Annotated in this window: 22 protein-coding genes and 1 tRNA gene; 13 read left to right on the top strand and 10 right to left on the bottom strand. The window is 73.9% G+C overall.

Annotated features, from left to right (window positions below):
• Positions 1–35: 35 nt before the first annotated feature.
• Positions 36–998, bottom strand: a complete 963-nt coding sequence (locus tag AFE02nite_RS14120) for a MetQ/NlpA family ABC transporter substrate-binding protein (protein ID WP_052113585.1) — start codon at positions 996–998, stop codon at positions 36–38.
• A gap of 446 nt (positions 999–1444) precedes the next feature.
• On the opposite strand from AFE02nite_RS14120, the gene AFE02nite_RS14125 reads away from it, so the two are divergent.
• On the top strand, positions 1445–2131 hold the full coding sequence (locus AFE02nite_RS14125) for a GOLPH3/VPS74 family protein (protein ID WP_034245140.1): 687 nt from the start codon (positions 1445–1447) through the stop codon (positions 2129–2131).
• Positions 2132–2281: 150 nt separating this feature from the next.
• Here AFE02nite_RS14125 and AFE02nite_RS14130 read toward each other — a convergent pair whose 3' ends face one another.
• From AFE02nite_RS14130 to AFE02nite_RS14140, 3 genes are all read right to left on the bottom strand, one after another.
• Entirely contained in the window at positions 2282–3064 is a 783-nt protein-coding gene (locus AFE02nite_RS14130) for an SDR family NAD(P)-dependent oxidoreductase (RefSeq protein WP_034245143.1), read from the bottom strand.
• A 212-nt stretch (positions 3065–3276) separates the two neighbouring features.
• Entirely contained in the window at positions 3277–3810 is a 534-nt protein-coding gene (locus AFE02nite_RS14135) for a gamma carbonic anhydrase family protein (RefSeq protein WP_034245146.1), read from the bottom strand.
• A 5-nt stretch (positions 3811–3815) separates the two neighbouring features.
• The gene (locus AFE02nite_RS14140) at positions 3816–7037 is read right to left on the bottom strand and encodes a putative Ig domain-containing protein (protein WP_146819858.1); all 3222 of its coding nucleotides are present in this window, start codon (positions 7035–7037) and stop codon (positions 3816–3818) included.
• A 376-nt stretch (positions 7038–7413) separates the two neighbouring features.
• Between AFE02nite_RS14140 and AFE02nite_RS14145 the strand changes: the two genes are divergently transcribed.
• A tRNA-Ser gene (locus AFE02nite_RS14145) sits at positions 7414–7498 on the top strand.
• 63 nt (positions 7499–7561) lie between these two features.
• Here AFE02nite_RS14145 and AFE02nite_RS14150 read toward each other — a convergent pair.
• Complete coding sequence (locus AFE02nite_RS14150; RefSeq protein WP_034245151.1) at positions 7562–8509, bottom strand: hypothetical protein; 948 nt, start codon at positions 8507–8509, stop codon at positions 7562–7564.
• Positions 8510–8680: 171 nt separating this feature from the next.
• On the opposite strand from AFE02nite_RS14150, the gene AFE02nite_RS14155 reads away from it, so the two are divergent.
• A complete protein-coding gene (locus AFE02nite_RS14155; RefSeq protein WP_052113586.1) occupies positions 8681–9919 on the top strand; it encodes an MFS transporter in 1239 nt (412 codons plus the stop codon).
• A gap of 5 nt (positions 9920–9924) precedes the next feature.
• Positions 9925–10266 carry an ArsR/SmtB family transcription factor gene (locus tag AFE02nite_RS14160; RefSeq protein ID WP_034245153.1) on the top strand — a complete coding sequence of 114 codons (342 nt, stop codon included), beginning with the start codon at positions 9925–9927 and terminating at the stop codon, positions 10264–10266.
• A gap of 106 nt (positions 10267–10372) precedes the next feature.
• On the opposite strand, the gene AFE02nite_RS14165 is transcribed toward AFE02nite_RS14160, so the two are convergent.
• A complete protein-coding gene (locus AFE02nite_RS14165) occupies positions 10373–11197 on the bottom strand; it encodes an aldo/keto reductase (RefSeq protein ID WP_034245155.1) in 825 nt (274 codons plus the stop codon).
• 80 nt (positions 11198–11277) lie between these two features.
• On the opposite strand from AFE02nite_RS14165, the gene AFE02nite_RS14170 reads away from it, so the two are divergent.
• Together AFE02nite_RS14170 and AFE02nite_RS14175 are read left to right on the top strand one after the other, a co-directional pair.
• Positions 11278–11595, top strand: a complete 318-nt coding sequence (locus AFE02nite_RS14170; protein ID WP_034245158.1) for a Dabb family protein — start codon at positions 11278–11280, stop codon at positions 11593–11595.
• A gap of 79 nt (positions 11596–11674) precedes the next feature.
• On the top strand, positions 11675–12355 hold the full coding sequence (locus AFE02nite_RS14175) for a hypothetical protein (protein ID WP_034245161.1): 681 nt from the start codon (positions 11675–11677) through the stop codon (positions 12353–12355).
• Between the two features lie 26 nt (positions 12356–12381).
• On the opposite strand, the gene AFE02nite_RS14180 is transcribed toward AFE02nite_RS14175, so the two are convergent.
• Positions 12382–12750, bottom strand: a complete 369-nt coding sequence (locus tag AFE02nite_RS14180; protein WP_261765630.1) for a BlaI/MecI/CopY family transcriptional regulator — start codon at positions 12748–12750, stop codon at positions 12382–12384.
• The gene (locus AFE02nite_RS14185) at positions 12743–13288 is read right to left on the bottom strand and encodes a hypothetical protein (RefSeq protein ID WP_034245178.1); all 546 of its coding nucleotides are present in this window, start codon (positions 13286–13288) and stop codon (positions 12743–12745) included. Before AFE02nite_RS14185 ends, AFE02nite_RS14180 begins: the two co-directional genes overlap by 8 nt.
• A 103-nt stretch (positions 13289–13391) precedes the next feature.
• On the opposite strand from AFE02nite_RS14185, the gene AFE02nite_RS14190 reads away from it, so the two are divergent.
• From AFE02nite_RS14190 to arcC, 6 genes are all read left to right on the top strand, one after another.
• Positions 13392–13829 carry a hypothetical protein gene (locus tag AFE02nite_RS14190; RefSeq protein WP_261765632.1) on the top strand — a complete coding sequence of 146 codons (438 nt, stop codon included), beginning with the start codon at positions 13392–13394 and terminating at the stop codon, positions 13827–13829.
• 112 nt (positions 13830–13941) lie between these two features.
• The gene (locus AFE02nite_RS14195) at positions 13942–14592 is read left to right on the top strand and encodes a TetR/AcrR family transcriptional regulator (protein ID WP_146819860.1); all 651 of its coding nucleotides are present in this window, start codon (positions 13942–13944) and stop codon (positions 14590–14592) included.
• Positions 14593–14792: 200 nt separating this feature from the next.
• The gene (locus tag AFE02nite_RS14200; RefSeq protein ID WP_052113779.1) at positions 14793–16280 is read left to right on the top strand and encodes an APC family permease; all 1488 of its coding nucleotides are present in this window, start codon (positions 14793–14795) and stop codon (positions 16278–16280) included.
• Between the two features lie 78 nt (positions 16281–16358).
• A complete protein-coding gene (aguA, locus tag AFE02nite_RS14205; RefSeq protein ID WP_034247129.1) occupies positions 16359–17456 on the top strand; it encodes an agmatine deiminase in 1098 nt (365 codons plus the stop codon).
• A gap of 208 nt (positions 17457–17664) precedes the next feature.
• The gene (ptcA, locus tag AFE02nite_RS14210; protein WP_034247131.1) at positions 17665–18672 is read left to right on the top strand and encodes a putrescine carbamoyltransferase; all 1008 of its coding nucleotides are present in this window, start codon (positions 17665–17667) and stop codon (positions 18670–18672) included.
• Between the two features lie 3 nt (positions 18673–18675).
• Positions 18676–19614 carry a carbamate kinase gene (gene arcC, locus AFE02nite_RS14215; RefSeq protein ID WP_034247133.1) on the top strand — a complete coding sequence of 313 codons (939 nt, stop codon included), beginning with the start codon at positions 18676–18678 and terminating at the stop codon, positions 19612–19614.
• A 151-nt stretch (positions 19615–19765) separates the two neighbouring features.
• Here the strand turns inward: arcC and AFE02nite_RS14220 are convergent, their stop codons facing one another.
• Positions 19766–20566: a GNAT family N-acetyltransferase gene (locus tag AFE02nite_RS14220; RefSeq protein ID WP_052113780.1), complete on the bottom strand. Its 801-nt coding sequence runs from the start codon at positions 20564–20566 to the stop codon at positions 19766–19768.
• A 108-nt stretch (positions 20567–20674) separates the two neighbouring features.
• Between AFE02nite_RS14220 and AFE02nite_RS14225 the strand changes: the two genes are divergently transcribed.
• Positions 20675–21091 (top strand): DoxX family protein, encoded by a 417-nt coding sequence (locus AFE02nite_RS14225; RefSeq protein WP_222594400.1) that lies wholly within the window; start codon positions 20675–20677, stop codon positions 21089–21091.
• A 60-nt stretch (positions 21092–21151) separates the two neighbouring features.
• Here AFE02nite_RS14225 and AFE02nite_RS17485 read toward each other — a convergent pair whose 3' ends face one another.
• Positions 21152–21322, bottom strand: a complete 171-nt coding sequence (locus AFE02nite_RS17485; protein WP_186814566.1) for a hypothetical protein — start codon at positions 21320–21322, stop codon at positions 21152–21154.
• Between the last annotated feature and the right edge of the window lie 81 nt (positions 21323–21403).

A 21403-nucleotide genomic window follows, 5' to 3' on the forward strand; every position in this document is an offset into this window, starting at 1 on the left:
GCACGACGCGCGGACCGCCGGGGCGGCGTCGCTGGTCAGCGGTTGCGGGCGTCCTCTTCGACCTCGGCGAGGATCTCCTGGAGCTCGGCGGGCGTCTGGTTCGCGAGGACGGCCGTACCGCCGGAGGCCTGCTGCAGCGCCGCCTGGACCTCCTCGTCCTCGTAGATCTCGACGAGCTGGGCGAACAGCGGGTTGTCGGCGTCCTCGGCCCGGGCCGCCCAGATGTTGATGTACGGACGGGCCGCGTCGGAGCCGGCATCGTCGGAGTAGAGCGCGGACTCGGGGTCGATGCCGGCGTCGGCGAGGAAGTCGTTGTTGATGATCGACGCCGCGACCGAGTCGAGCGCGAGCGCCGTCTGCTGCGCGTCCACCGGGGTCACGGTCACGCGCGACTCGTCGGCCAGGACGTCCGCCTCGGTGGAGAACGCCGAGCCGCCGTCGCGGAGGGCGACCAGACCGGCGTCCTGCAGCACGAGCAGGGCGCGGGCGAGGTTGGTCGGGTCGTTCGGGATGGCGATCTCGGCACCCTCGGGGATGTCGTCCACCGACTCGTACTGGCGGGAGTACAGGCCGAGCGGGTAGACGGCCGTCGCGCCGACCGGCACGAGGTCCTCCCCCGCCTCCACGTTGTACTGGGCCAGGTAGAGGATGTGCTGGAACTGGTTGAGGTCCAGCTCGCCCTCCGTGAGCGCGGGGTTGGGCAGCGAGTACTCGGTGAAGTCGACGATCTCGACCGGGATGCCGGCCTCGGTGGCCTTCTCCTCGAAGATCCGCCAGTGGTCCTCGCTGGCGCCGACGACGCCGATGACGACCGGCTCGGTCTGCTCGGTCGCGTCGTCGGTGGCGCCGGGGGTCTCACCGGAGTCGTCGGCGTCTGCCGAGCAGGCGGTCAGGGCCAGCGCGAGGCCGGCGACGACGGCGCCGGCGCGCAGGGTGCGGGTGATGCGGGTGGTGCGGGTGGTGCGGGTCGTGCGGGTGGTGCGGGTCGTGCTGCTCATGGCTCGGTCCTTCGGTCGTCGCCGGCCCGGTGTCGGGCGCGGCGCGGCGGGATGGGAGGAGCGCGGGTCAGCGGCGCGCGGCACGCTCTGGGTGAGCGCCGACGTCGTCCGTGGGGAGGCGACGGCGCGGAAGCACCAGCGTGCAACGGAAGTGGCGGGTCTGCCCGGCGGCTGACGGCCGGGCGGCCGAGGTCGGAGCGGCGGTGCTCAGATGCTCTCGGCGGCCCGCCACAGCATTCGGCAGCACATCATCGCGTCGGCGCAGGCGGCCGTGGCGACGGTGTGGCGGATGCTCGGGCGGGTCATGGCGCCCATGGTGGGCCCGGGGAGGGGCGCGCGCCGAATCGTTCCGCGCGTCGTCTCACGATGCGGACGCCTGCGGAGGGCTCCCAAACCGGTCGTCGGAACCGGCACGTGGCGCGCCGCGAGTCTCTACGGTGGACCCCGTGCTCATCGCCGAGGACCTGCTGCTCCTGCTCACCGACGACGCGACCGGCAAGCCGGTCGTCGCGCCCCAGTCCCTGACGTACGCCCTCGCGGGCGCCGTCCTCGTGGAGCTGGCCCTCGCGGGCCGCGTCGCCGTCACCGACGACGGCCGCTGGGGCAGCGGGACGCGCGTCGCGGTCACCGACCCGACGCCGCTCGGCGAGCCGGTGCTCGACGAGGCGCTCGGCCGGGTCGTGGAGAAGGGCCAGCCGCACGGCGCGCAGGCCCTGCTCGCGACGCTCGGCAAGGGCCTCGCGGACACGCTGCGCCACCGCCTCGCGCAGCGCGGCATCCTGCACGCGGAGGAGGGCCGGGTCTTCGGCATCTTCCCGACGCGCGTGTGGCCCGCCGCCGACGCGCGGCACGAGGCCCAGGTGCGGTCGGCGCTGTGGGACGTCGTCGTGGTCGGGCGCCGGCCCACGGACCGCGAGGTGACCCTCGTCTCACTGCTGCACGCCGTCGACCAGGTGCCCAAGCAGTTCGCCGCCGACGGGATGAGCGCGCGCCAGCTGCGCGAGCGGGCGAAGGCGCTGTCGGCCGGCAACCTCGGCGGCGACACGGTCCGTCGCGCCATCGACGCGACGAACGCCGCGGTCATGGCAGCCGTGACGGCGTCGATGGTCGCGACGAGCGCGTCGATCAGCTGACGGCCGCCCCCGGTCCAGCAGCCGCCCCGGGACGCCGGCCGCCCCCCGCCGGCGTCGCACCGCCCGGGACGTCGGACGCCCCCGCCGGCAACCGTGCCGACGGGGGCGTCCGTGCGCGTCAGCGCGTCAGCGCGTCAGCGCGTCAGCGCGTCACATCGTGCGCGAGTCGCCGTACTCCACGCCGCCGGCGATCTCCCAGCCACCGTCGATGACGAAGCACTGACCGGAGACGAACGAGCCCTCGCGGATGAGGAACGCGATGCCCGCGGCGAGCTCCGGCGGCTGGCCCCAGCGGCCGATGGTCGTCGTCGCGCGGCTGGCGGCACCGGCCACGGGGTCCGCGAGCGTCGCCGCGTTGATCGTGGTCTCGATGGTGCCCGGCGCGACCGAGTTCACCAGGATGCCCTTGCGCCCGTACTCGACGGCCGCCTGGCGGGTGAGCGCCTCGACGGCGCCCTTGGCCGCGGTGTACGAGGCGAGGCCCTGCAGGCCGCGGTGCGCCGCGAGCGAGGAGACGTTGACGATGCGGCCGCCACCGCGGGCGATCATGCTCGGGATCACGGCCTGCATGCCCAGCCAGACGCCCTTGGCGTCCACGCCGAGGACCTTGTCCCAGGCCTCCTCGGTCAGGTCGACGACCGTGTCGGCGCTCCACCGGTTCACGACGCCGGCCACCGAGGCGAGCGCGTCCACGCCGCCGAACCGCTCGGTCACGCGGGCCATGAGGGCGGCCCACTCGGCCGGCTTGCTCACGTCGAGACGCTCGCTGACGGCGGTGCCGCCGTCGGCCGTGATCGTCGCGACGGTGTCGTCCGCGCCCTGGATGTCCGCAGCGACGACGGCGTAGCCGTCAGCCGCGAGCCGGATGGCGGTGGCCTGACCGATGCCGCCGTAGGCGCCGGTGACGATGGCGACCTTCTTCTCCGTGGTCACGAGGTACCTCCTCCTGGCACGGCGGTGCGGCGAGCTGCCCCTGCTCACGGCCCGATCCGCGCCGGGTCGATGTACCGGCCGGATCTCGGCCGGTCATCCACGGTAGGCAGGATGATCATGGCGCTGACCAGGACCTTCGTATGCCGGGGCGGCGGTACGATGTGACGCCCTCGCCCGGGGGGACCTCTCGGGAGGAACCCGGCGAACGCCCGTCAGCCGTCCGCGCGGGCGGCGGCCTCGGCGGCGTACACCTTCGCGCGCGTCACGTAGCGGGCGGAGTTGCCGTGCAGGGCGGCGACCTCGTCGTCGGTCAGCTCGCGGCGCACCTTGCCGGGCACACCCGCGACCAGCGAGCGCGGCGGGATGACCGCGCCCTCGAGCACGACGGCGCCCCCCGCGACCAGCGAGTCCCGGCCAACGACGGCGCCCGTGAGCACCGTGGCGTTCATGCCGATGAGGCAGCCGTCCTCGATGGTGCAGCCGTGCACGATCGCGCCGTGCCCGACACTGACGTTCGCGCCGACGATCGCGGGCGAGCCGAGCTCGGTGTGCACCACGACGTTGTCCTGCAGGTTCGAGCCCGGGCCCAGCACGATCTCGTCGATGTCGCCGCGCAGGACCGCGCCGAACCAGACGCTCGCGTCGGCCTGGACGCGGACCTTGCCGATGAGCGCGGCGTTGGGCGCGAGCCAGGCGGTCTCGTGGACCTCGGGGGCGCGGCCCTCGAAGGGCAGGATCGTCGTCACGGGCGTCAGGCTACCGACGACCGCCGGGGACCTCCCCTCGACGCCCGGAGCAGCACGACCCCGCCGAGCGCCAGGATCAGCGCGGTCAGCGCGAGCGGGCCCGCCGCTCCGGCACCGGTGTCCGCGACCGCCGTCGCGGCGGCGGGGAGCGTCACGGGCAGGCGCATCGCGTACGGCGCACCCGAGGGGTCCGTCCCGAGCGCGACGAAGGTGTGCTCGCCGGGCGCGAGGTCGGTCGGCACCGTGACGGTCAGCGAGAACGCGCCGTCCTCGTCGGTGAGCGCCGTGCCGAGCACCCGCGGCTCCGAGTAGACGACCACGACGGCCGTCGAGAAGGGCACGAACCCGGTGCCGAGCACCGTGATCGTCTGCCCTGAGACCACCGAGGAGAGGGGCCCATCCGTCGTCGTGAGCGTCGCGGGCGCCGCGGTGGGCGGGGCCGGCGGAACGGGGGGTGCGCTCGGCACCACGGGCACCGACGACGCCGACGGCGCCGAGTCGCCCCAGCGGCTGTGGGTGACCACCTGGAACGTCACCGCCTCGCCCGCGACCGCGCCCACCAGGCAGGTGGTGGTGCCCGCGGGGACCTCGCAGACGACCCGACCGTCCGACGTCACCGTGTACCCGGAGACGTCGCGCTCGGTCGACGCGTCCCAGGTGAGGGTCACCGAGGAGACGCCGGCGATGCCCGTCGGCGCCGCGACGGGCATCGGCGGGGGCGCGACGGGCGTCACGGTGGCCGTCCCGCTGGCCGGGCTCGGACCGGCGGCGTTCACCGCCCGCACCGCGACGTCGACCGTGTCGCCGTTGACCAGCCCGAACACCGTGCCGGTCGCGGTCGCGCCGTCCCTCGTCGTCGTCAGCGCCTGCCAGGGGCCGTCGCCGACCCGCACCTGGTAGCCGGTGACGGGCGCACCGCCGTCGCTCGCGGGCACCTGGAAGGTGAGGGCTGCCTCGCCATCGCCCGACGTCGCGAGGAGGCCAGTCGGGGCGGTGGGCCGGATCGGCGCGACGGCGCCCGTGAGGGTCGTCGACCGCGCGCCGTGGGCGTTGCTCGCGGTGATCGTCACCGAGTAGGCGTCCGCCGACGTCGGGGTCCCGGTGATCGCACCGGTCACGGGGTCGAGGTCGAGCCCCGCGGGCAGTGCGCCGGCGGTCACGGCGAACGTCGGGGCCGGGTAGCCGGTCGCGCTGACGAGCGCGGTCACGGGGGTGCCCCAGACCAGGCCGGACAGGGCGCCCGAGACGGCCGACGGCGGGTCGCCGACGTGGCCGCCGATGGTGCGGTCCACCGAGCCGCGGTCGTTCGTCGCGGTGATGGTCGCTGACCACGGGCCGACGGCGGAGGGCGTCCCGCTGAGCACCCCGGCGGACGAGAGGGTCATGCCCGAGGGCAGGGCGCCCGCCGTGACGGCGAACGTGGGCGGGGGGTAGCCGTCGACCGTGTAGGTGACGGACGCCGGGACGCCGGCGAGGAGCTGCGGCGTCGTGCCGGCGATCAGCTCGGGCGGCGAGGAGACCCAGCCGGTGAGGGTGGTGGCGATCGCGCCGTACGCGTTGGTCGCCCGCACCGTGACCGAGTAGGGGCCCACCGCCGTCGGGGTGCCCGTGATCGCGCCGTCGGCGGCGGCGAGGGCGAGGCCCTCCGGGAGCGCGCCGGCCGTGACCGACCAGGTGGGCACGGGGTAGCCGTCGGCGTCGAGCTCGAGCGAGGCGGCTGTGCCCAGCGGCAGGGTGCCGATCGAGCCGGTGATCGCCGTCGGCGCCTGGCCGACGTGACCCGACACGGGCGAGGCCGTCGAACCCTCCGTGTTGGTCGCGGTGATCTGCGCGGACCAGGGCCCCGGCGTCGTCGGGGTGCCCGAGATGGTGCCGTCCGCGGCCAGGACGAGGCCCGCCGGCAGGGCACCGGCCGTCACGGCGAACGTCGGGGCGGGGAAGCCCGTCGCGGTCACCTGCTCGGTGAACGGCTGCCCCACCATCGGCTGGCCCCACGGGCCGTAGGGGTAGCTCGGCGGGTACGGGATCGGCTCCACCGTCACGGCGGCGCTCGGCGCGGAGGCCGCTCCGGCGCCGACGGCGTTGGTCGCCGTCACGGTGAACGTGTAGGACGTCCAGGCGGTCAGACCGGTGACGGCGCAGGGGCTGGACGCGCACGTGGTCGACGCGCCGCCAGGCGACGCGGTGACGGTGTAGGAGGTGACGGCGGCGCCGCCGTCGGACGCGGGCGCGGTGAACGAGACCGTGGCCTGCTCGGGGCCCGTGGTGGCGGAGACGCCCGTCGGGCTGCCCGGGAGGCCGGCGATCGCGATCGTCGACGACGCGGTGGCGATGCCGACGAACGGCTCGGCGTCGCCGTACTCCACGACGTAGCCGGTGATGTCAGTGGTGTTCGACGCGGCCAGGTCGTTCCAGAGGCCGTCGAAGCTGTTCCAGTTCGTCACGGCGACCCACTCGCCCCCGCTCGCGTCGTCCTGGTTGTTCGGCTCGCCCGACGCCCAGTTCCCGTAGGACCCGCCGGGCGCGAAGTCGCACACGCCGAGCAGCTGGGTGCACCGCGCGATCACGGTCCCGGCCTCTGGACCCGTGTCCCAGCGCCACTCGCGCGCGTAGCCGCCGACCGGACCGGTCGCCTTGGCGCCGATCCACACGTTCTTGGCCTGCGGGATGCGGCTGGTGACGATGGCGTTCTCGGCGCTGCTCGTGATCGTCACGAGGTAGCCCGGCCTCTCGAGGAAGTCCCGGCCCGCCGCGGCGGTCCTCGCGGTGTCCCAGCCGATCTTCGCGGCAGGGACGAACTCGTAGAAGTGGCCCGTGGCGGGACCGAACACGATGCCGGCCTGCTGCTGGTAGGCGGTCACCGTGACCGTCGCGGACTGGCCCTGCGAACCGGCGGGCGCGGTCAGCGTCGTCGTGGCGAGCGCGGCGTTGACCTGCGCGGGCTTGCCCGTGAAGCTCACGGAGGCGCCCGAGGCCAGGTTGTTGTAGGCGAGCGCGACGCCGGTCGAGACGGTGTCGACCTGCACGGTCCCGCGGCTCGTCGCGACCGTGACCGCGAGCGTGTCCTCGGCGGCCGCGCCGGTCACGCCCATCCCCGTCAGCGCGGTCGTCGTGCCCTGCACGACGAGCGCGGTGGTCGGCGCGGTGGCCACGAGGCCGGCGCCGGCCGTGGCCGGCAGCACGCCCGCGAGGGCCAGGACCGTGGCGGCTGCGACTAACCCGGTCACCTTGCGGGTCACCTTGCGTACTGCCGTCGGTCGCACCACTGCTCGCCGCATCGTCGCGCCTCCTCGTCCCGGGCGCGCGTGGGGGTGAGCGCGCCCCCGCCGATCATGGAATCGGAAGCGATCTGGGCGCTGTGAGGAAAACCGGGCGCAGATGTCCGGCGGATTCGGGCGAGGGGAGGCAACCCTCCCCGGCGGGCCCCCGACGCTCGGACCGGGCCGCTCGGGTCGCCCTACCGGGCCGCTCGGGTCGCTCTGCGGAGGATCGTTCGCGAAAACCGCGACGGATCCTCCGCAGAGCTCGCAGACCGTCGGCCCGAGAGCCCGACCCGCACCCGGTGCTGCCGAGCAGCTCGAGTCGGCTACCATCGTGCGGCCGGGAGGATTCGCCTAGTGGCCTATGGCGCACGCTTGGAAAGCGTGTTGGGGTAACACCCTCGGGGGTTCGAATCCCCCATCCTCCGCCGGAAGAAGGGCCCGTGACCTGCGGTGACGTGGGTGGCGGGCCCTTCGTCGTCGGCCGGGTTCTAGGAGACCTGCTCCACCCAGGCGTCGAGCTCCGCCCGGTGGGCGTCGACGTACTCCTGCTGGAGCCGGTCGCGCGCGGCGCCCCAGGCGGCGTCGTAGTCGGTGTCGGCGCGGCAGTCCCAGTCCGCGGTCGCCAGCGACGCCTCGCGGGTCGCCAGGTCGCCCTCGCCGGCGATCCCGCCGTCGGGGCCCACCTCGCCGAGCGTCGGGTCCGCGGCGATGCCGTCGTTGAAGGCGAGCCACGCGGCCCAGGCCGCCTGCTCGGCGTCGGGCGGCGAGGCGTAGCCGGGGTGTCCGGCGTCGGCCATGCACTCCGACCACTCCGCGGCCGCCGCCATCACGGCTGGGTCCGTCGGCGCGACCTCGGCGTCGATCCGCGCGATCTCGTCCTCGAGGCCGGCGCGCACGTGATCGGTCTCGCGGTCGCCGAAGACCTCGTTCCGCGCGGCGCGGAAGCAGCCCCCGAGCTCCGCGTCCCCGTCGGACGCCCCCTCACCGGCGTCGTCGCCCCACAGCGCCCGGACGTAGGAGTCGAGCGCCTCGGGGCTCATGGCGGCCATGATCGCGTCGTTGGGACTGCGGCCCGGCGACTCGGAGCGCATGCCCTCGGGGGCGGCGGCGAACCCGTAGCCGAACTGCTCGGCGAACGCCCTGCTGCCGGGCGGCGGGTCGATCGCCGCCTCGTCGATCATGACGTAGCCCTCGACGTACGGGACGTAGTCGAAGCCCTGCTCCGACATGCAGGCGGCGACGAGCTCCTCCATCTGCATGGTCAGCTCGGGCGCGTCGTCCGACGAGTACCCCGTCCCGGCCTCGAGGTACACCTCGGCCGGCCCCGGCTCGACGGCCGTCGGCGGCGGCTCCGGCTCCTGGCCGCCACACCCCGTCACCAGCGCGAGGAGCGCAACACCGACCGCGCCGCCGGCCCCACCAGCCCTGCGCGCCACGTGGCCCCCTCCGCTGCCGCCGTCCTGAGTCCCCCCATCGTGCACGAGGTCCGTGGCGCGCGCGGGCCCTTTCCTTGTGCGGATGCTGTGAGCCGCTCAGGCTTTCCGGGACGCCGGCGTTCCCCTGAACCCCATATCTGCATACTCGCGCAGACATGCAAGAATTACCTGGTGCTGAGCGCCCTCGCCGACCGGACGTACCGTCGGCTGTTCACCGCCCAGGCGATCTCGCTGGCCGGCACGGGCCTCGCGACCGTCGCGCTCGGCCTGCTGGCCTACGACCTCGCCGGCGACGACGCCGCCCTCGTCCTCGGCACGGTCTTCGCGATCAAGATGGTCGCCTACGTCGCGGTCGCGCCGGTGGCGGCCGCCGTCGTGCACGCCGCGCCGCCCCGGGTGGTGCTGGTGACCGCGGACCTCGTGCGCGTCGTCGTCATGCTCGGGCTGCCCTTCGTGACGGCCACCTGGCAGATCTACGTGCTGGTCCTGGTGCTGCAGGCAGCCTCCGCCGTCCACACGCCCACCTACCAGGGCGTGCTGCCGCGCGTCCTGCCCGACGAGCGCCCCTACACCCAGGCACTCTCGCTCTCGCGACTGGCCGAGGACCTGGAGATGCTCCTGTCGCCGCTGCTCGCGGCGCTGCTGCTGCTCGCGGTCCCGAGCTCCGGCCTGTTCGTGGGCACCGCGGCGGGCTTCGCGATCTCCGCCGCCCTGGTCGTGCGCACGACGCTCGGCCGGGCACCCGTGGAGGTCGACGGCGAGGCCCAACCGTTCCGGGTCCGCGTCCGGCGCGGCGTCGACCTCATGGTGCACACCCCCGCGCTGCGGCCCGTCCTCGCGCTCAACCTCGCCCTCGCGGCCGGCGGCGCCTACGTGCTGGTCCAGTACGTCGTCGTCGCGCGCACGGTGTTCGACGGCGGCGACGGCACCGCCGCGCTCCTGCTGGCCGCGCTCGGCGCCGGGTCGATCACCGTGGCCGTCCTGCTCCCGCGCGCGCTCGAGGCGCTCCCTGAGCGGCCGCTGATGCTCGGCGGTGCCGCGCTCCTGACCCTGGCCACGGGCGCGGTCGCGGCCGCCCTGGCCGTGCCCGGCGTCGGCGGGCTGGTGCTGGTGGGGGCGCTGTTCGCGCTGGTCGGCGCCGGGTGGGCCGCGGCCGAGACGCCCGTCGGGCGGATCATCACCCGCTCCACCGCGGAGGCCGACCGGCCCGCCGTCTTCGCCGCGCAGTTCTCGCTGTCGCACGCGTGCTGGCTCGTCACGTACCCGCTGGCCGGGTGGCTGGGGTGGCTGGGGCTACCCGGAGCAGCCCTGGCGCTCGCGGTCCTCGCCGCGCTCGCCGTCGCCGCGACCGCGGCCTTGTGGCCCCGCACCGCCACGCCTCCCCGGACACCCAGCGGCGTGACAGGGTGAGGCCCGTGGCCCTCGAGACGCCCGACCGCGCGCCCGACCCGGGCACCGACCTGGACACGGCGGTCGAGATCCTGCGCCTGCTCGCCGACCCGACGCGGCTCTCGATCCTCCGCCTCCTCCACGACCGGGAGCTGTCCGTCGGCATGATCGCCGACGAGCTCGGCCGGCCCGGCCCCGCGGTGTCGCAGCACCTGGCGAAGCTCCGGACGGGCCGCCTGGTCCAGACGCGGCGCGACGGCGTCACCGTCTACTACCGGCACGCGAACGGCCACGTCTCGGCCATGGTCCGCAACGTCCTCGAGCAGGCCGAGCACGTCACCTACGAGCACCCGCCGCACCACGCCTGACGCGCGCCCGGGCAGCCCGCCGCGCCCGCGCCGCGTCATCGTGAAGCGTTGCTTCCGCGGGACGGAAGAAACGCTTCACGATCCGGGCGACCCGCGGGGCGCCGCGCTACATCTCCTCGTGGGTGTTCGGGTCGCCGCCGAAGAGACGCCCGTCGGGCCGGCCGAGCGCGGTGATCGCCGCGACCTCCTCGGCCGTCAGCGCGAACCCCGCCAGGTCGAGGTTCTCGCGCTGGCGCCCCGGGTCGGCGGACTTCGGGATGGGCACCGCACCGAGCTGCAGGTGCCAGCGCAGCACCACCTGCGCGGGCGTCACGCCGTGCGCCCGGGCCGCCGCGACGACGGGCGCCGTCTCGCGCACCGGCGCGCGCTTGCCGAGCGGGCTCCACGACTCGGTGACGATCCCGTGCTCGGCGTGGAACGCGCGCAGCTCGACCTGCGGGAAGAACGGGTGCAGCTCCACCTGGTTCACGGCGGGTACGACGCCGGTCGCGTCGGCCACGCGCGTCAGGTGCTCGGCGGTGAAGTTGGAGACCCCGACGGACCGCACCCGGCCCTCGGTCTGCAGCCGCACCATCGCGCGGTAGGCGTCGACGTACTTCCCGACGCTCGGGTTCGGCCAGTGGATGAGGTAGAGGTCGACGACGTCGAGGCCGAGCGCCGCGACCGACCGGTCGAACGACGCCAGCGTCTCGTCGAAGCCGTGGTCACGGCCCGGCAGCTTCGTCGTCACGACGACGTCCTCGCGCGGCACCGGCGACTGGGCGATCGCCCGGCCGACGGTGTCCTCGTTGCCGTAGTTCACGGCCGTGTCGATGAGCCGGTAGCCGAGGTCGAGGGCGCTCAGCACGGCCGCGGTCCCCTCCGCCCCGCGCAGCGGGTAGGTGCCGAAGCCGACGTCGGGCAGGGTCGTTCCGTCGTTCAGGGTGGGCATGGCCCGACGGTAACCCGTCGGTCGTGGCGGCGCCGTCGGGCATAGGGTCCCCCCGAGGAGCGAGCGGAACGGGGAGCGAGATGTCGGCGCAGATCATCCACGTGGTGCTGGTGCGCTGGGCGGCCACCGCGGCGCCCGACGTCGTGGCGCGGTTCGACGCCGCCGCCCGCGTGGTGCGCGAGACCATCCCCGGCGTGCTGGAGGTGGCGCACGGGCCCAGCGTCAGCGTCGAGAACCTCGAGCAGGGCTACGACTACGCGCTCCACGTGCGCTTCGCCGACGCGGCGGCCCGCGACGCGTACCTGCCGCACCCCTCCCACGTCCCGCTCGCCGAGCTCATCGTGGCCAACGCGGAGACGTTCGTCGTCTTCGACCTCGCCGTCGGCGACGCCTCGTAGGCGGTCGAACTCACCCTGCGTCGCCCGGTCCTCGATCACTAGGCTGGTGGTCGGGGCAGCCTCTCGTGGAGGGACCGACATGGCGACGAAGCCGCGCATCCTGATCATGGCCGCGCTGGTCCTCCTCGGCGGGCTCACCGGCTGCTCCAAGGAGCAGCAGACGGAGCCGAGCGCCCCCGCGACCCCCGAGCCGACCTCCACCAAGGACGCTCCCCCGACGCCGGACGCGACGCCCACCGAGACCCCCGAGGTCGAACCCACCGTCGACGCCCTCCCGCCCGGCTTCCCGGACCCGGCGACGCTCATCGGCCAGGTGGTGCACGACGAGCAGGCCGCCGACGGCAGCTGGCACACCGTCGTGGGCGGCGCCCCGCTCGAGCTGACGACCACGCTGGGCGCGTGCTTCGACGGCGGGTCGGGGGACGTCTGCGGCTACTCCGTCTCGGCCTCGGTGCCGCCGGGGCCCACGCCCCAGCCCGCCACCGCCGCCCTGGTGCTCCTGCTGCGCACCGCGGGTCCGCTCGCCGACGGCACCCCCACCTGGACCGTGCTCGACGCCGTCGCGACCACCGCACCGGGCGGCGCACCCGCCTACGTCGAGTCGTGCGACGGGACGGACGGCGTCGTCGTCTGGGCCGATCCCGCCGGCTCCACCGGGGACACGGTCCCGGTCCTCGCGGCCGTCGGGCCGGACGCGTCGGTGAGCTCGCTGGTCGAGGTCGACCCGGCGTCGCTCAGCTGCCCCTGGATGGGTGGCTGAGCGGACCGCGCGACTGAGCCGCGCCGTCAGCCGACCGACGCGCGGTCCAGCGCCGCGCGCAGGGCGGCACGCTCGCGGGGCTCGAGGCGCTCGACGAGCCCCGCGAGCGCCGCGGCGCGGTCCTCGGCCGCGAGCAGCGACTGGACCATGCAGCCCGCGACGTACTCGGTCCGCGACATCGTCGGCCGGTAGGACCACGAGCGAGCCCCCGGGACCCGGTCGACCATGCCCTTGCGGGCGAGGTTCGTCAGCACCGTGGCGACGGTGGTGTAGGCGAGCTCGCGCTCGGCGAGCCGCTCGAGGACCCGGCGGGCGCACAGCTCGTCGGGGCAGTCCCACAGGGCGTCCATGACCTGGTGCTCGAGGGTGCCGAGCCGGGGGAAGGCGTCAGGCACGGCGCGCTACCGGCGTCGGGCAGAACACCTGGCCGCGGAGCCGGAAGACCAGCGCGCCCGCCGTCATGAGCAGCGCGACCGCGGCGAGGTAGGGCTGCATCGGCGCGAACCAGGTCAGGGCGCCGGAGTAGCCGAGCGCCAGGAGCGCGATCTTGTTGCAGACCGGGCAGCCGACCGCGAACCACGCGAGCACGCCGCCCGCGACGGCCAGGCGGCTCGGCGCGTCGACGGGCGCCTCGGCGTCGGCGTCGGCCGGCTCGGCCGGCGCCGCCTGGCGCGCACGCACGTAGGTCGCCGCGAGCATGCCCGCGAGCACGGACGTCGCGATCCAGACCGGGTAGTTCCACGCGACGACCGGGATCTCGCGCCCGAAGACCGGGTTCGGGATGAGCACCGTGGGCACGCCGATGAGCACGGCGAACGCGACGGAGAAGAGGGCTGCCGCGACCACCTGCCGGCGGGTCCACGAGCGCAGCGCGGTGCGGACCGCGTCGAGCGTCCGCCGCGGCTCGGTGACCGCGGGCACGAGCGGGGTCATCAGCTCCACGCCAGCTCCTCTCGCCAGGCCGGTTTCGGCCGACTACTACGGTGCATAGTAGCCGCGGGTCGTAGGCTCGACCGACGTGGCGACCTTCTCCTCAGTGACCCGGCAGCACGTCCTCGCGGCCCTCGCGGAGCACGACGCCCGCGGCGCCGAGGAATTCCTCGACCTGTACGGCTTCGAGCCCGGGGTCGGCACGCTCACGCACGAGGGCCGCACCTACGACGCGCGGGCGGTCCTCGGCGTCGCACACAAGTTCGCGACCGGCCGGCTCGCCCGGCAGGACGAGTTCCACGGCGACCTGCAGGCCACGGGCCTGCTCAGCAAGCGCGGCTTCGAGGTGACCGAGCCGGCGTCGGCCCGACGCGCGGTCGCGGCCCCTTCCGCGACGCGCGCCCCCCGCGCACCCCGGGCGCCCCGCGCGTCGGCCGCCAAGACGACGACGCGCACCCCCTCCCGCGAAGAACGCCCGCCGGCCATCTGCCCGACGTGCTTCACCGTCCTCCCGGCGACGGGCGTCTGCGACGCCTGCGGCTGACCCGCGCGGCCTGCGCCACGCTCGCGAGCGCGGCGCGGGCGGCCGTCCGACCCACGGGTGCCACCAGGTGGCGGCGGTACCGTGCACCGTCGGGCCGAGCGAGAGGGGAACCATGGCCGGGGCGAACGAGCTGCCCGCGCGGGGCACCCGCCGGCCGCGCGAGCGCGCGACGACCACGAGCGGCCAGCGCAAGCGCGAGCGGATCCTCGACGCGGCGGTGCGGGTCTTCGGCACGGGCGGCGCCGACGGCGTCACGCACCGCGCGGTCGCGCGCGCGGCCGACGTGCCCCTGGGCTCGACGACGTACTACTTCACCGACCGGGACGACCTGCTGCTGCAGACGATGGCGCACGCGCGGGCGGCGGAGTCGGACCGGCTCGCGGCCATCGTGGACGCCGTCGAGGGGCCGATCGACCTCGACCGGTCGGTCGCGCTGCTCACGGAGATGTTCTTCGACAAGACGACCGCAGACCCGCTGTACGACCTGGCGCTCTTCGAGATGTTCATGGAGGCGACGCGCAACGACGCGCTGCGCCCGGTGACCCGCGCGTGGTCGGAGATGATCGGCTCGCTGGTGGACCGGGTGCTGCCGCCGAGCGACGGCGCCCTGCCGCGGGACCAGGTGGTGCAGATCGTGGCGTGCCTGGTGGACGGGCTCATGCTCGAGGCGGTGTCGAACGGCGAGCTCGAGGTGCGGGACCTCACGTCGCGGCTGCGCGTCGTCGTCGAGCGGCTGTGCCCGCCGGGGGCCGCGCCGGCCTGAGGGGCGCCGGCGCCGGGGTGACGGAGGTCACCCGCCCCGCGAGGGCGCCGGGGACGTAGGTCCCTTGGACACCTGAGGCCCACTTGTACGTTTGTACATACGAAGTTGTACGTTCGTACAAACGAGATGCGGGCGGCATCCCGACGGGCGCAACGCTTCGCGCACGATCCCCCACCAGCGGCTCACGCAAAGGAGCACCGATGGCCGCTCAGACCGATACCCCTGCGGTCGAACCCGCCCCCGGCGGCACGACCGCCCGCCCCGCCTTCCGCATGTTCGACATGGTGCTGTTCTCCGTGGCGGCCATGCTGCTGCTGTCCCAGCTCACGGTCACCGCATCCGTCGGGCCGACGGCGATCTTCTGGACCCTGCTGATCATCGTCGCGTTCTTCGTGCCCTACGGCCTGGTCACCGCCGAGCTCGGCTCCGCCTACCCGGACGCCGGCGGCATCTACGCCTGGGTGGTCCGTGCGTTCGGCAACCGCTGGGGCACGCGCGTGTCGTGGTGGTACTGGATCAACGTCGGCCTCTGGGTGCCGAGCGTGTACCTGATGTTCTCGGGCGCGATCTCGTCGATGTTCTTCGACGGCGAGCTCAACTTCTGGGTGCAGATCGCCATCACCGTGGTGCTCATCTGGGTGAACTACTGGGTCAACGTGCGCAGCCTCGAGACCGGCACGTGGGTGTCGAACCTCGGCGCCGGCATCACGCTCGCCGTCATCGCGGCCCTCGCCGTCGCGGGCGGCATGTACGCCGCGGGCAACGGCTCCGCGACCGACTGGAGCATCGGCGAGCTCATCCCGACCGACACCATGCCGGCCCTGGCCGCCGCGCTGCCGATCATCATCTACAACTTCCTCGGCTTCGAGCTCATGTCCTCGGCCTCCACGCAGATGGAGAACCCGAAGCGCGACGTCCCGCGCACCATCCTCATCGCGGGCGCGCTCATCGGTGGCTTCTACCTCATCGCCACCGTCGGCATGCAGCTCATCTTCCCGGCCGACGAGATCTCCGAGACGACCGGCCTCATCGACGCCCTCCAGCTCGGCTTCGGCGACTCCACGGCCGCGAACGTCCTGGTCACGGTCCTCGGCGTCGGCGCGCTGTTCTGCTTCTTCGCCTGCCTGGTCCCGTGGACGATCGGCGCCAACCTGGCCGCCGCGGAGTCCGCGCAGCAGGGCGACCTGCCCAAGGTGTTCGCCCGCCGGCACCCCCGCCGTGGCACCCCGACCGGCGCCGCGATGCTCACCTCGGTCGTCGGCACCGTCTTCACCGTCGGCTACGCGGCCCTGTTCTCCCTGACCGACGGTGCGATCGACGACGTCTTCTGGAACCTGTTCGCGTTCTCGTCGGTGATCTTCCTGCTGCCGTACATCGTGATGATGCTGGCGTTCCGCAAGCTCCGCGGCATCGACCCCGACCGCGCACGCCCCTACCGCGTGCCCGGCGGCAAGGCCTGGACCGTTGTCATCACCTGGGTCCCGACCATCCTGCTCGCGGCCGCCGCGGTCTTCTTCGTGGTCAACCCCTACGACTTCTCGTGGTCGGTCACGGGCTCGATCCTGATCGGCCTCGCGATCGCCGTGGTCATCCAGGAGTGGTTCTGCTTCAAAGCCCCGCAGTGGACGCGCGAGCGCGCCCTCGAGCGCGGCGAGGACCCGGAGACCGCCCAGCAGTTCGCCGACTGACGGCACCACGCCCCTGCCCGACGCGCGGACCCGGCACCTGCGGCCCGACGCGTACCCCACACGAAAGGTGGTCTCACCATGGTCCACACGATCGACTCGACCCCCGCGGCCGACGGCTACCGCATGCCGGCCGAGTGGGCGCACCACACCGGCTGCTGGCTGGTCTGGCCCGAGCGCCCCGACAACTGGCGGCTCGGCGCCAAGCCGGCGCAGGCCGCGTTCACCGACGTCGCGACGGCGATCGCCGAGACCGAGCAGGTCACGGTCGCCGTCTCGGCGCGGCAGTTCGACAACGCCCGGTCCCAGCTCCCCGACCACGTCCGCGTGGTCGAGATGTCCAACGACGACTCGTGGATGCGCGACATCGGCCCCACGTTCGTCGTGAACGACGCCGGCGACGTGCGCGGCGTGGACTGGGACTTCAACGCCTGGGGCGGCCTGGTCGACGGCCTCTACTTCCCGTGGGCGGCCGACGACGCCGTCGCGCGGAAGGTGTGCGAGATCGAGGGCGTGGCGCGCTACAAGGCGCCGCTCGTCCTCGAGGGCGGCTCGATCGACGTCGACGGCGAGGGCACGGTGCTCGTCACCGAGGAGTGCCTGCTCTCGGAGGGCCGCAACCCGGACCTCAGCAAGGACGAGATCACCCAGCACCTGCGCGACTACCTCGGGGCCGAGGTCGTCGTCTGGCTGCCGTACGGCGTGTACCTCGACGAGACCAACGGGCACGTCGACAACTTCTGCCGGTTCGTGCGCCCCGGCGTCGTCATGCTCACCTGGACCGACGACGCGGCCGACCCGCAGTACGAGCGGTCGCTCGCCGCCCTGAAGGTGCTCGAGGCGACGCGCGACGCCAAGGGCCGCGCGTTCGAGGTCGTGAAGATCCACCAGCCCGGGCCGATCTTCATCACCGCCGAGGAGGCGGCCGGCGTCGACAGCATCGAGGGGACCCTGCCCCGCGAGGAGGGCGACCGGCTCGCCGGCTCGTACGTGAACTCCTACATCGGCAACGACGTCGTGGTGCTGCCGGTGTTCGACGACGCGCACGACGACGCCGCGGTCGCCGCCTACACCGAGCTGTTCGCGCCGCGCCGCATCGTCACGCTGCCCGGCCGGGAGATCCTCCTGGGCGGCGGCAACATCCACTGCATCACCCAGCAGCAGCCCTCCGGCCGCTGAACCGCGTCAGCGCCCGGCTGAGCCGGCCCTGAGCCGGGGCCCCCGCCCGCCAGTCACCCCCTGAGCGGCGGGCGGGGGTCCCTCCCACACCAGCACACCCCCATCCACGAAGCAGTCGCACCGCGATCCGCGGTCCGGCGACTGCGTCATGCCCATCGACTGCACTGCCCATCCGGCTGCGCGCAGCCCCGACACCCAGGAGCCCACCATGGCCGTCCGCCACTTCATCGACACCCAGGACTTCACCAAGGCCGAGCTGCTCGACATCGTCCACCTCGGCATCACGCTCAAGAAGTGCGTGCAGGTCGGCTACGTCCCGCCGCTGCTCGCCGGCCGGACGCTCGGCATGATCTTCGAGCAGTCCTCCACTCGTACCCGCGTCTCCTTCGAGACGGCGATGACGCAGCTCGGCGGGCACGCGCAGTACCTCGCCCCGGGCCAGATCCAGCTCGGCGGCCACGAGACGATGGAGGACACCGCCCGGGTGCTCTCGAAGCTCGTCGACATCGTCATGGCCCGCGTCGCCCGGCACCACACGGTGGCCGGCTTCGCCGAGCACGCCACGATCCCCGTCATCAACGGCATGTCGGACTACAACCACCCGACGCAGGAGATCGGCGACCTCATCACGATGGTCGAGAACCTGCCCGCCGGGAAGCGCCTGGAGGACTGCAAGGTCGTCTTCGTCGGCGACGCCACGCAGGTGTGCGCCTCGCTCATGATGATCACCACCAAGATGGGCATGGACTTCGTCCAGTACGGCCCCGCCGGCTTCCAGCTCAAGCCCGAGATGCAGGAGATCGGCCGGGCGAACTGCGCCGTCTCCGGCGGCAGCATCACCGTCACCGACGACCGCTCCGCGATCGAGGGCGCCGACTTCGTCTACACCGACGTCTGGTACGGCGACTACGAGGCCGAGCTGGGCGAGGCCGAGCGGCTCGCCGTCTTCATGCCCACCTACCAGGTGAACGCCGAGCTGATGGCCGCCGCCGGCCCGGGCGCGCAGTTCCTGCACTGCCTGCCCGCGACGCGCGGCGAGGAGGTCACCGACGAGGTGCTCGACTCCGACTCCTCGCTGGCGTTCGAGGAGGCCGGCAACCGCCTGACCGCCCAGCGCGCGCTGCTCGTCTACTTCCTGCGGCCCGAGCCGGCGAACCCGCACAAGGTCGCGGCGGCGAAGGCCGAGCTCGACGCGCTGCTCGCCGGGATCCTCTGAGCGATGTCGCGCATCGTCATCGCCCTCGGGGGCAACGCCCTCGGGGACACCGCCGCCGAGCAGCGGGCGCGCATCGACGCGGCCGCGCCCGCGCTCGTCGGCCTCATCGCCCAGGGGCACGAGATCATCGTGTCCCACGGGAACGGTCCGCAGGTCGGGGCCATCAGCCTCGCCTTCGCCACCGCCGCCGAGCACACCGACCGGGTCCGGCCCATGGACCTGCCCGAGTGCACGGCCATGAGCCAGGGCTACATCGGCTACCACCTGCAGCAGGGCATCGCCCGCGAGCTGCGCCGGGTGGGCATGCCGTGGCACGTCGCGTCCGTGGTCACGCAGGTGGAGGTCGACCCGGACGACCCGGCGTTCGCGCACCCGACCAAGCCGATCGGCGGCTTCTACGACGAGGCCACCGCTCGGTCGATGATGGCCGCGGACCCCGAGCTGCGGATGGTCGAGGACTCCGGTCGCGGGTGGCGGCAGGTCGTCGCCTCACCGCGACCGGTGCGGATCGTCGAGAAGGACTCGATCCTCAACCTGCTGGACCACGAGTTCATCGTGGTCGCGTGCGGCGGCGGCGGGATCCCGGTGGTGCGCACCGAGGGCGGCGACCACCGCGGGGTCGCGGCGGTCATCGACAAGGACTTCGCGTCCGCGGCGCTGGCCGAGGCGGTGGGGGCGGACTACCTGTTCATCCTCACCGCGGTGGACCGGGTGGCCGTCGACTTCGGCACCCCCGCCCAGCGGGACCTCGAGCACCTCGACCTGGCCGAGGCGCAGCGGCTCGTCGACGAGGGGCAGCTGGGCGCCGGCTCGATGCTGCCGAAGGTCCAGGCGGCGATGGCCTTCGCGGCGAGCGGGCCCGGGCGTCGGGCCGTCATCTGCTCCCTGGAGAAGGCGCCGCTCGCGATGCGCGGCGAGAGCGGCACGACCATCCACGCGTAACCCACTCCCACCCGGCCCCCCGTCAAGTGGAGCACGGTGGCGGCCGATCGCCCCACGTGGAGCACGGTGGCGCCGCCGTGCTCCACGTGGGGGTGGCGGGACGGGGGCGCGCTGCCTCGCCCGGGCGGCCCGGCGACGTCGGACGCCTCAGTCAGGCGGTGCCCCAGCGGATCCCCCGGGCCCGGAAGAACGTCGCGAGCGCCGCCGCCCCTTCCGCCCCGACCCCGGGGATCCGTGCGGCCTCCGCGGCACTCATGCGCCGCGCCATCTGCATGTTCGGGATGCCGGCCGCGCGCAGACCGTCGACGGCGGAGGGCGGCAGGTGCCCCTCGAAGACGTCGAGCGGGGTGAGGGTCGCGGGCTCCTTGGGCGGGAACTCGGCGAGGTCGAACGCCTCTGCGTCGGCGGCGTCCACACTGAACACCGGATCCTCGTGGACCTCGCCGCGGACGCCGTCGAGCCCGCCGGGGACGAGCGCGAGCGCCATCAGCCCGTCGAACGTCGCGCCCCCCGGCGCGGTGATGCCCACGTCGGCGGCACGCACGAAGCCGAAGCGCGGGTAGTAGTCCGGGTGCCCGTAGACGACGACGGCGCGGTGCCCGAGCCGGGCCGCCTCGGCGAGCGTGTGCCGCATGAGCGCCGAGCCGACGCCGGACGCCTGGCAGGCGGGCAGCACGCTGAGCGGCCCGAACGTCAGCACGTCGCGGGTGACCTCGCCGTCGGGCGTCTGCTCGACCACGCTCGCGCGCGACCACATGACGTTCCCGACGACCTCGCCGTCCACCTCCGCGACGTAGTCCAGCTCGGGGATGAACGACGCCGCCCCGCGCAGCCGTCGCACCAGCAGGTGCTCCATGCACCGGGGCATCTCCGTGCCCCAGAAGGCCTCCCGGGTGAGGAGCTCGACGGCGCGGTGGTCGGACGGCCGCTCAGGGCGCAGGGTGATGGTCACGAGTCCCCAGCATGATCACCCCTGCCGCCCCGGGGCCATGCATTTGCGGGAATCGCGGCGGCGCCCACGGTCGTTCCCCAGGAGCACACCATGGTCGAAGGAGTCCCGATGACCGCACGCACCCTCGGCCGCCTCGCCCTGGGCACGTTCCTCGCCGGCGCGGGCGCCGGCCACCTGACCTTCGCGCGCGCGGAGTTCCAGGCGCAGGTCCCGGACTGGGTCCCGGTGGACAAGGACCTCGTGGTCATCGGCTCCGGCGTCGTCGAGGTGCTGCTCGGGCTCGCCCTGCTGCTCACGCCGCGCCGGCACCGGCCGCTGGTGGGGTGGGTGGCCGCGGCGTTCTTCGTCGCGATCTTCCCCGGGAACATCTCCCAGTACGTCACCGGGACGGACGCGTTCGGCCTGACCTCCGACACCGCCCGCGCTGTGCGCCTGCTCTTTCAGCCGGTCCTGGTGGTCTGGGCGCTCTGGTCGACGGGCGCCTGGCGCGCCGTCCGCGCGTCGGGCCGCGACGGTCGCGCCTGACACGGCTCTGCGGAGGATTCCTCGCACTTTCCGCGACGGCTCCTCCGCGGAACGCCCTGGTCAGGCAGCAGCCCGGCCGGGCTTGGCGAGCTGGGCGCCGCGCGTCGTCGCACGGTTGACGAGATCCTTGATGCGGCGCTGGTTCTCGGGCTTCTCCAGCTGACGCTTGACGATCTGGAACGCCTTCGCCACGACCGCCGACTTCACCATGCCTCGGATGAGCCTCGCCATGCTCGCCTCCATTCCACGCAGGGGCCTTCGACGCTACGTGCGCCCCCGCGCGTCGGCCACCGGAGCCCGGCCGCAACGCCC

This window comes from Actinotalea fermentans, assembly GCF_007991475.1.
GTDB lineage: Bacteria > Actinomycetota > Actinomycetes > Actinomycetales > Cellulomonadaceae > Actinotalea > Actinotalea fermentans.

Bases quoted from the DNA above. Each gene is read 5' to 3' on its own strand.
- ptcA (WP_034247131.1), top strand. From the start codon at position 17,665: ATGGCCGTCCGCCACTTCATCGACACCCAGGACTTCACCAAGGCCGAG.
- AFE02nite_RS17485 (WP_186814566.1), bottom strand. From the start codon at position 21,322: ATGGCGAGGCTCATCCGAGGCATGGTGAAGTCGGCGGTCGTGGCGAAG.
- AFE02nite_RS14175 (WP_034245161.1), top strand. From the start codon at position 11,675: ATGGCGACGAAGCCGCGCATCCTGATCATGGCCGCGCTGGTCCTCCTC.
- AFE02nite_RS14225 (WP_222594400.1), top strand. From the start codon at position 20,675: ATGACCGCACGCACCCTCGGCCGCCTCGCCCTGGGCACGTTCCTCGCC.
- arcC (WP_034247133.1), top strand. From the start codon at position 18,676: ATGTCGCGCATCGTCATCGCCCTCGGGGGCAACGCCCTCGGGGACACC.
- AFE02nite_RS14170 (WP_034245158.1), top strand. From the start codon at position 11,278: ATGTCGGCGCAGATCATCCACGTGGTGCTGGTGCGCTGGGCGGCCACC.
- AFE02nite_RS14120 (WP_052113585.1), bottom strand. From the start codon at position 998: ATGAGCAGCACGACCCGCACCACCCGCACGACCCGCACCACCCGCACC.
- AFE02nite_RS14185 (WP_034245178.1), bottom strand. From the start codon at position 13,288: ATGACCCCGCTCGTGCCCGCGGTCACCGAGCCGCGGCGGACGCTCGAC.
- AFE02nite_RS14200 (WP_052113779.1), top strand. From the start codon at position 14,793: ATGGCCGCTCAGACCGATACCCCTGCGGTCGAACCCGCCCCCGGCGGC.
- AFE02nite_RS14195 (WP_146819860.1), top strand. From the start codon at position 13,942: ATGGCCGGGGCGAACGAGCTGCCCGCGCGGGGCACCCGCCGGCCGCGC.
- aguA (WP_034247129.1), top strand. From the start codon at position 16,359: ATGGTCCACACGATCGACTCGACCCCCGCGGCCGACGGCTACCGCATG.
- AFE02nite_RS14165 (WP_034245155.1), bottom strand. From the start codon at position 11,197: ATGCCCACCCTGAACGACGGAACGACCCTGCCCGACGTCGGCTTCGGC.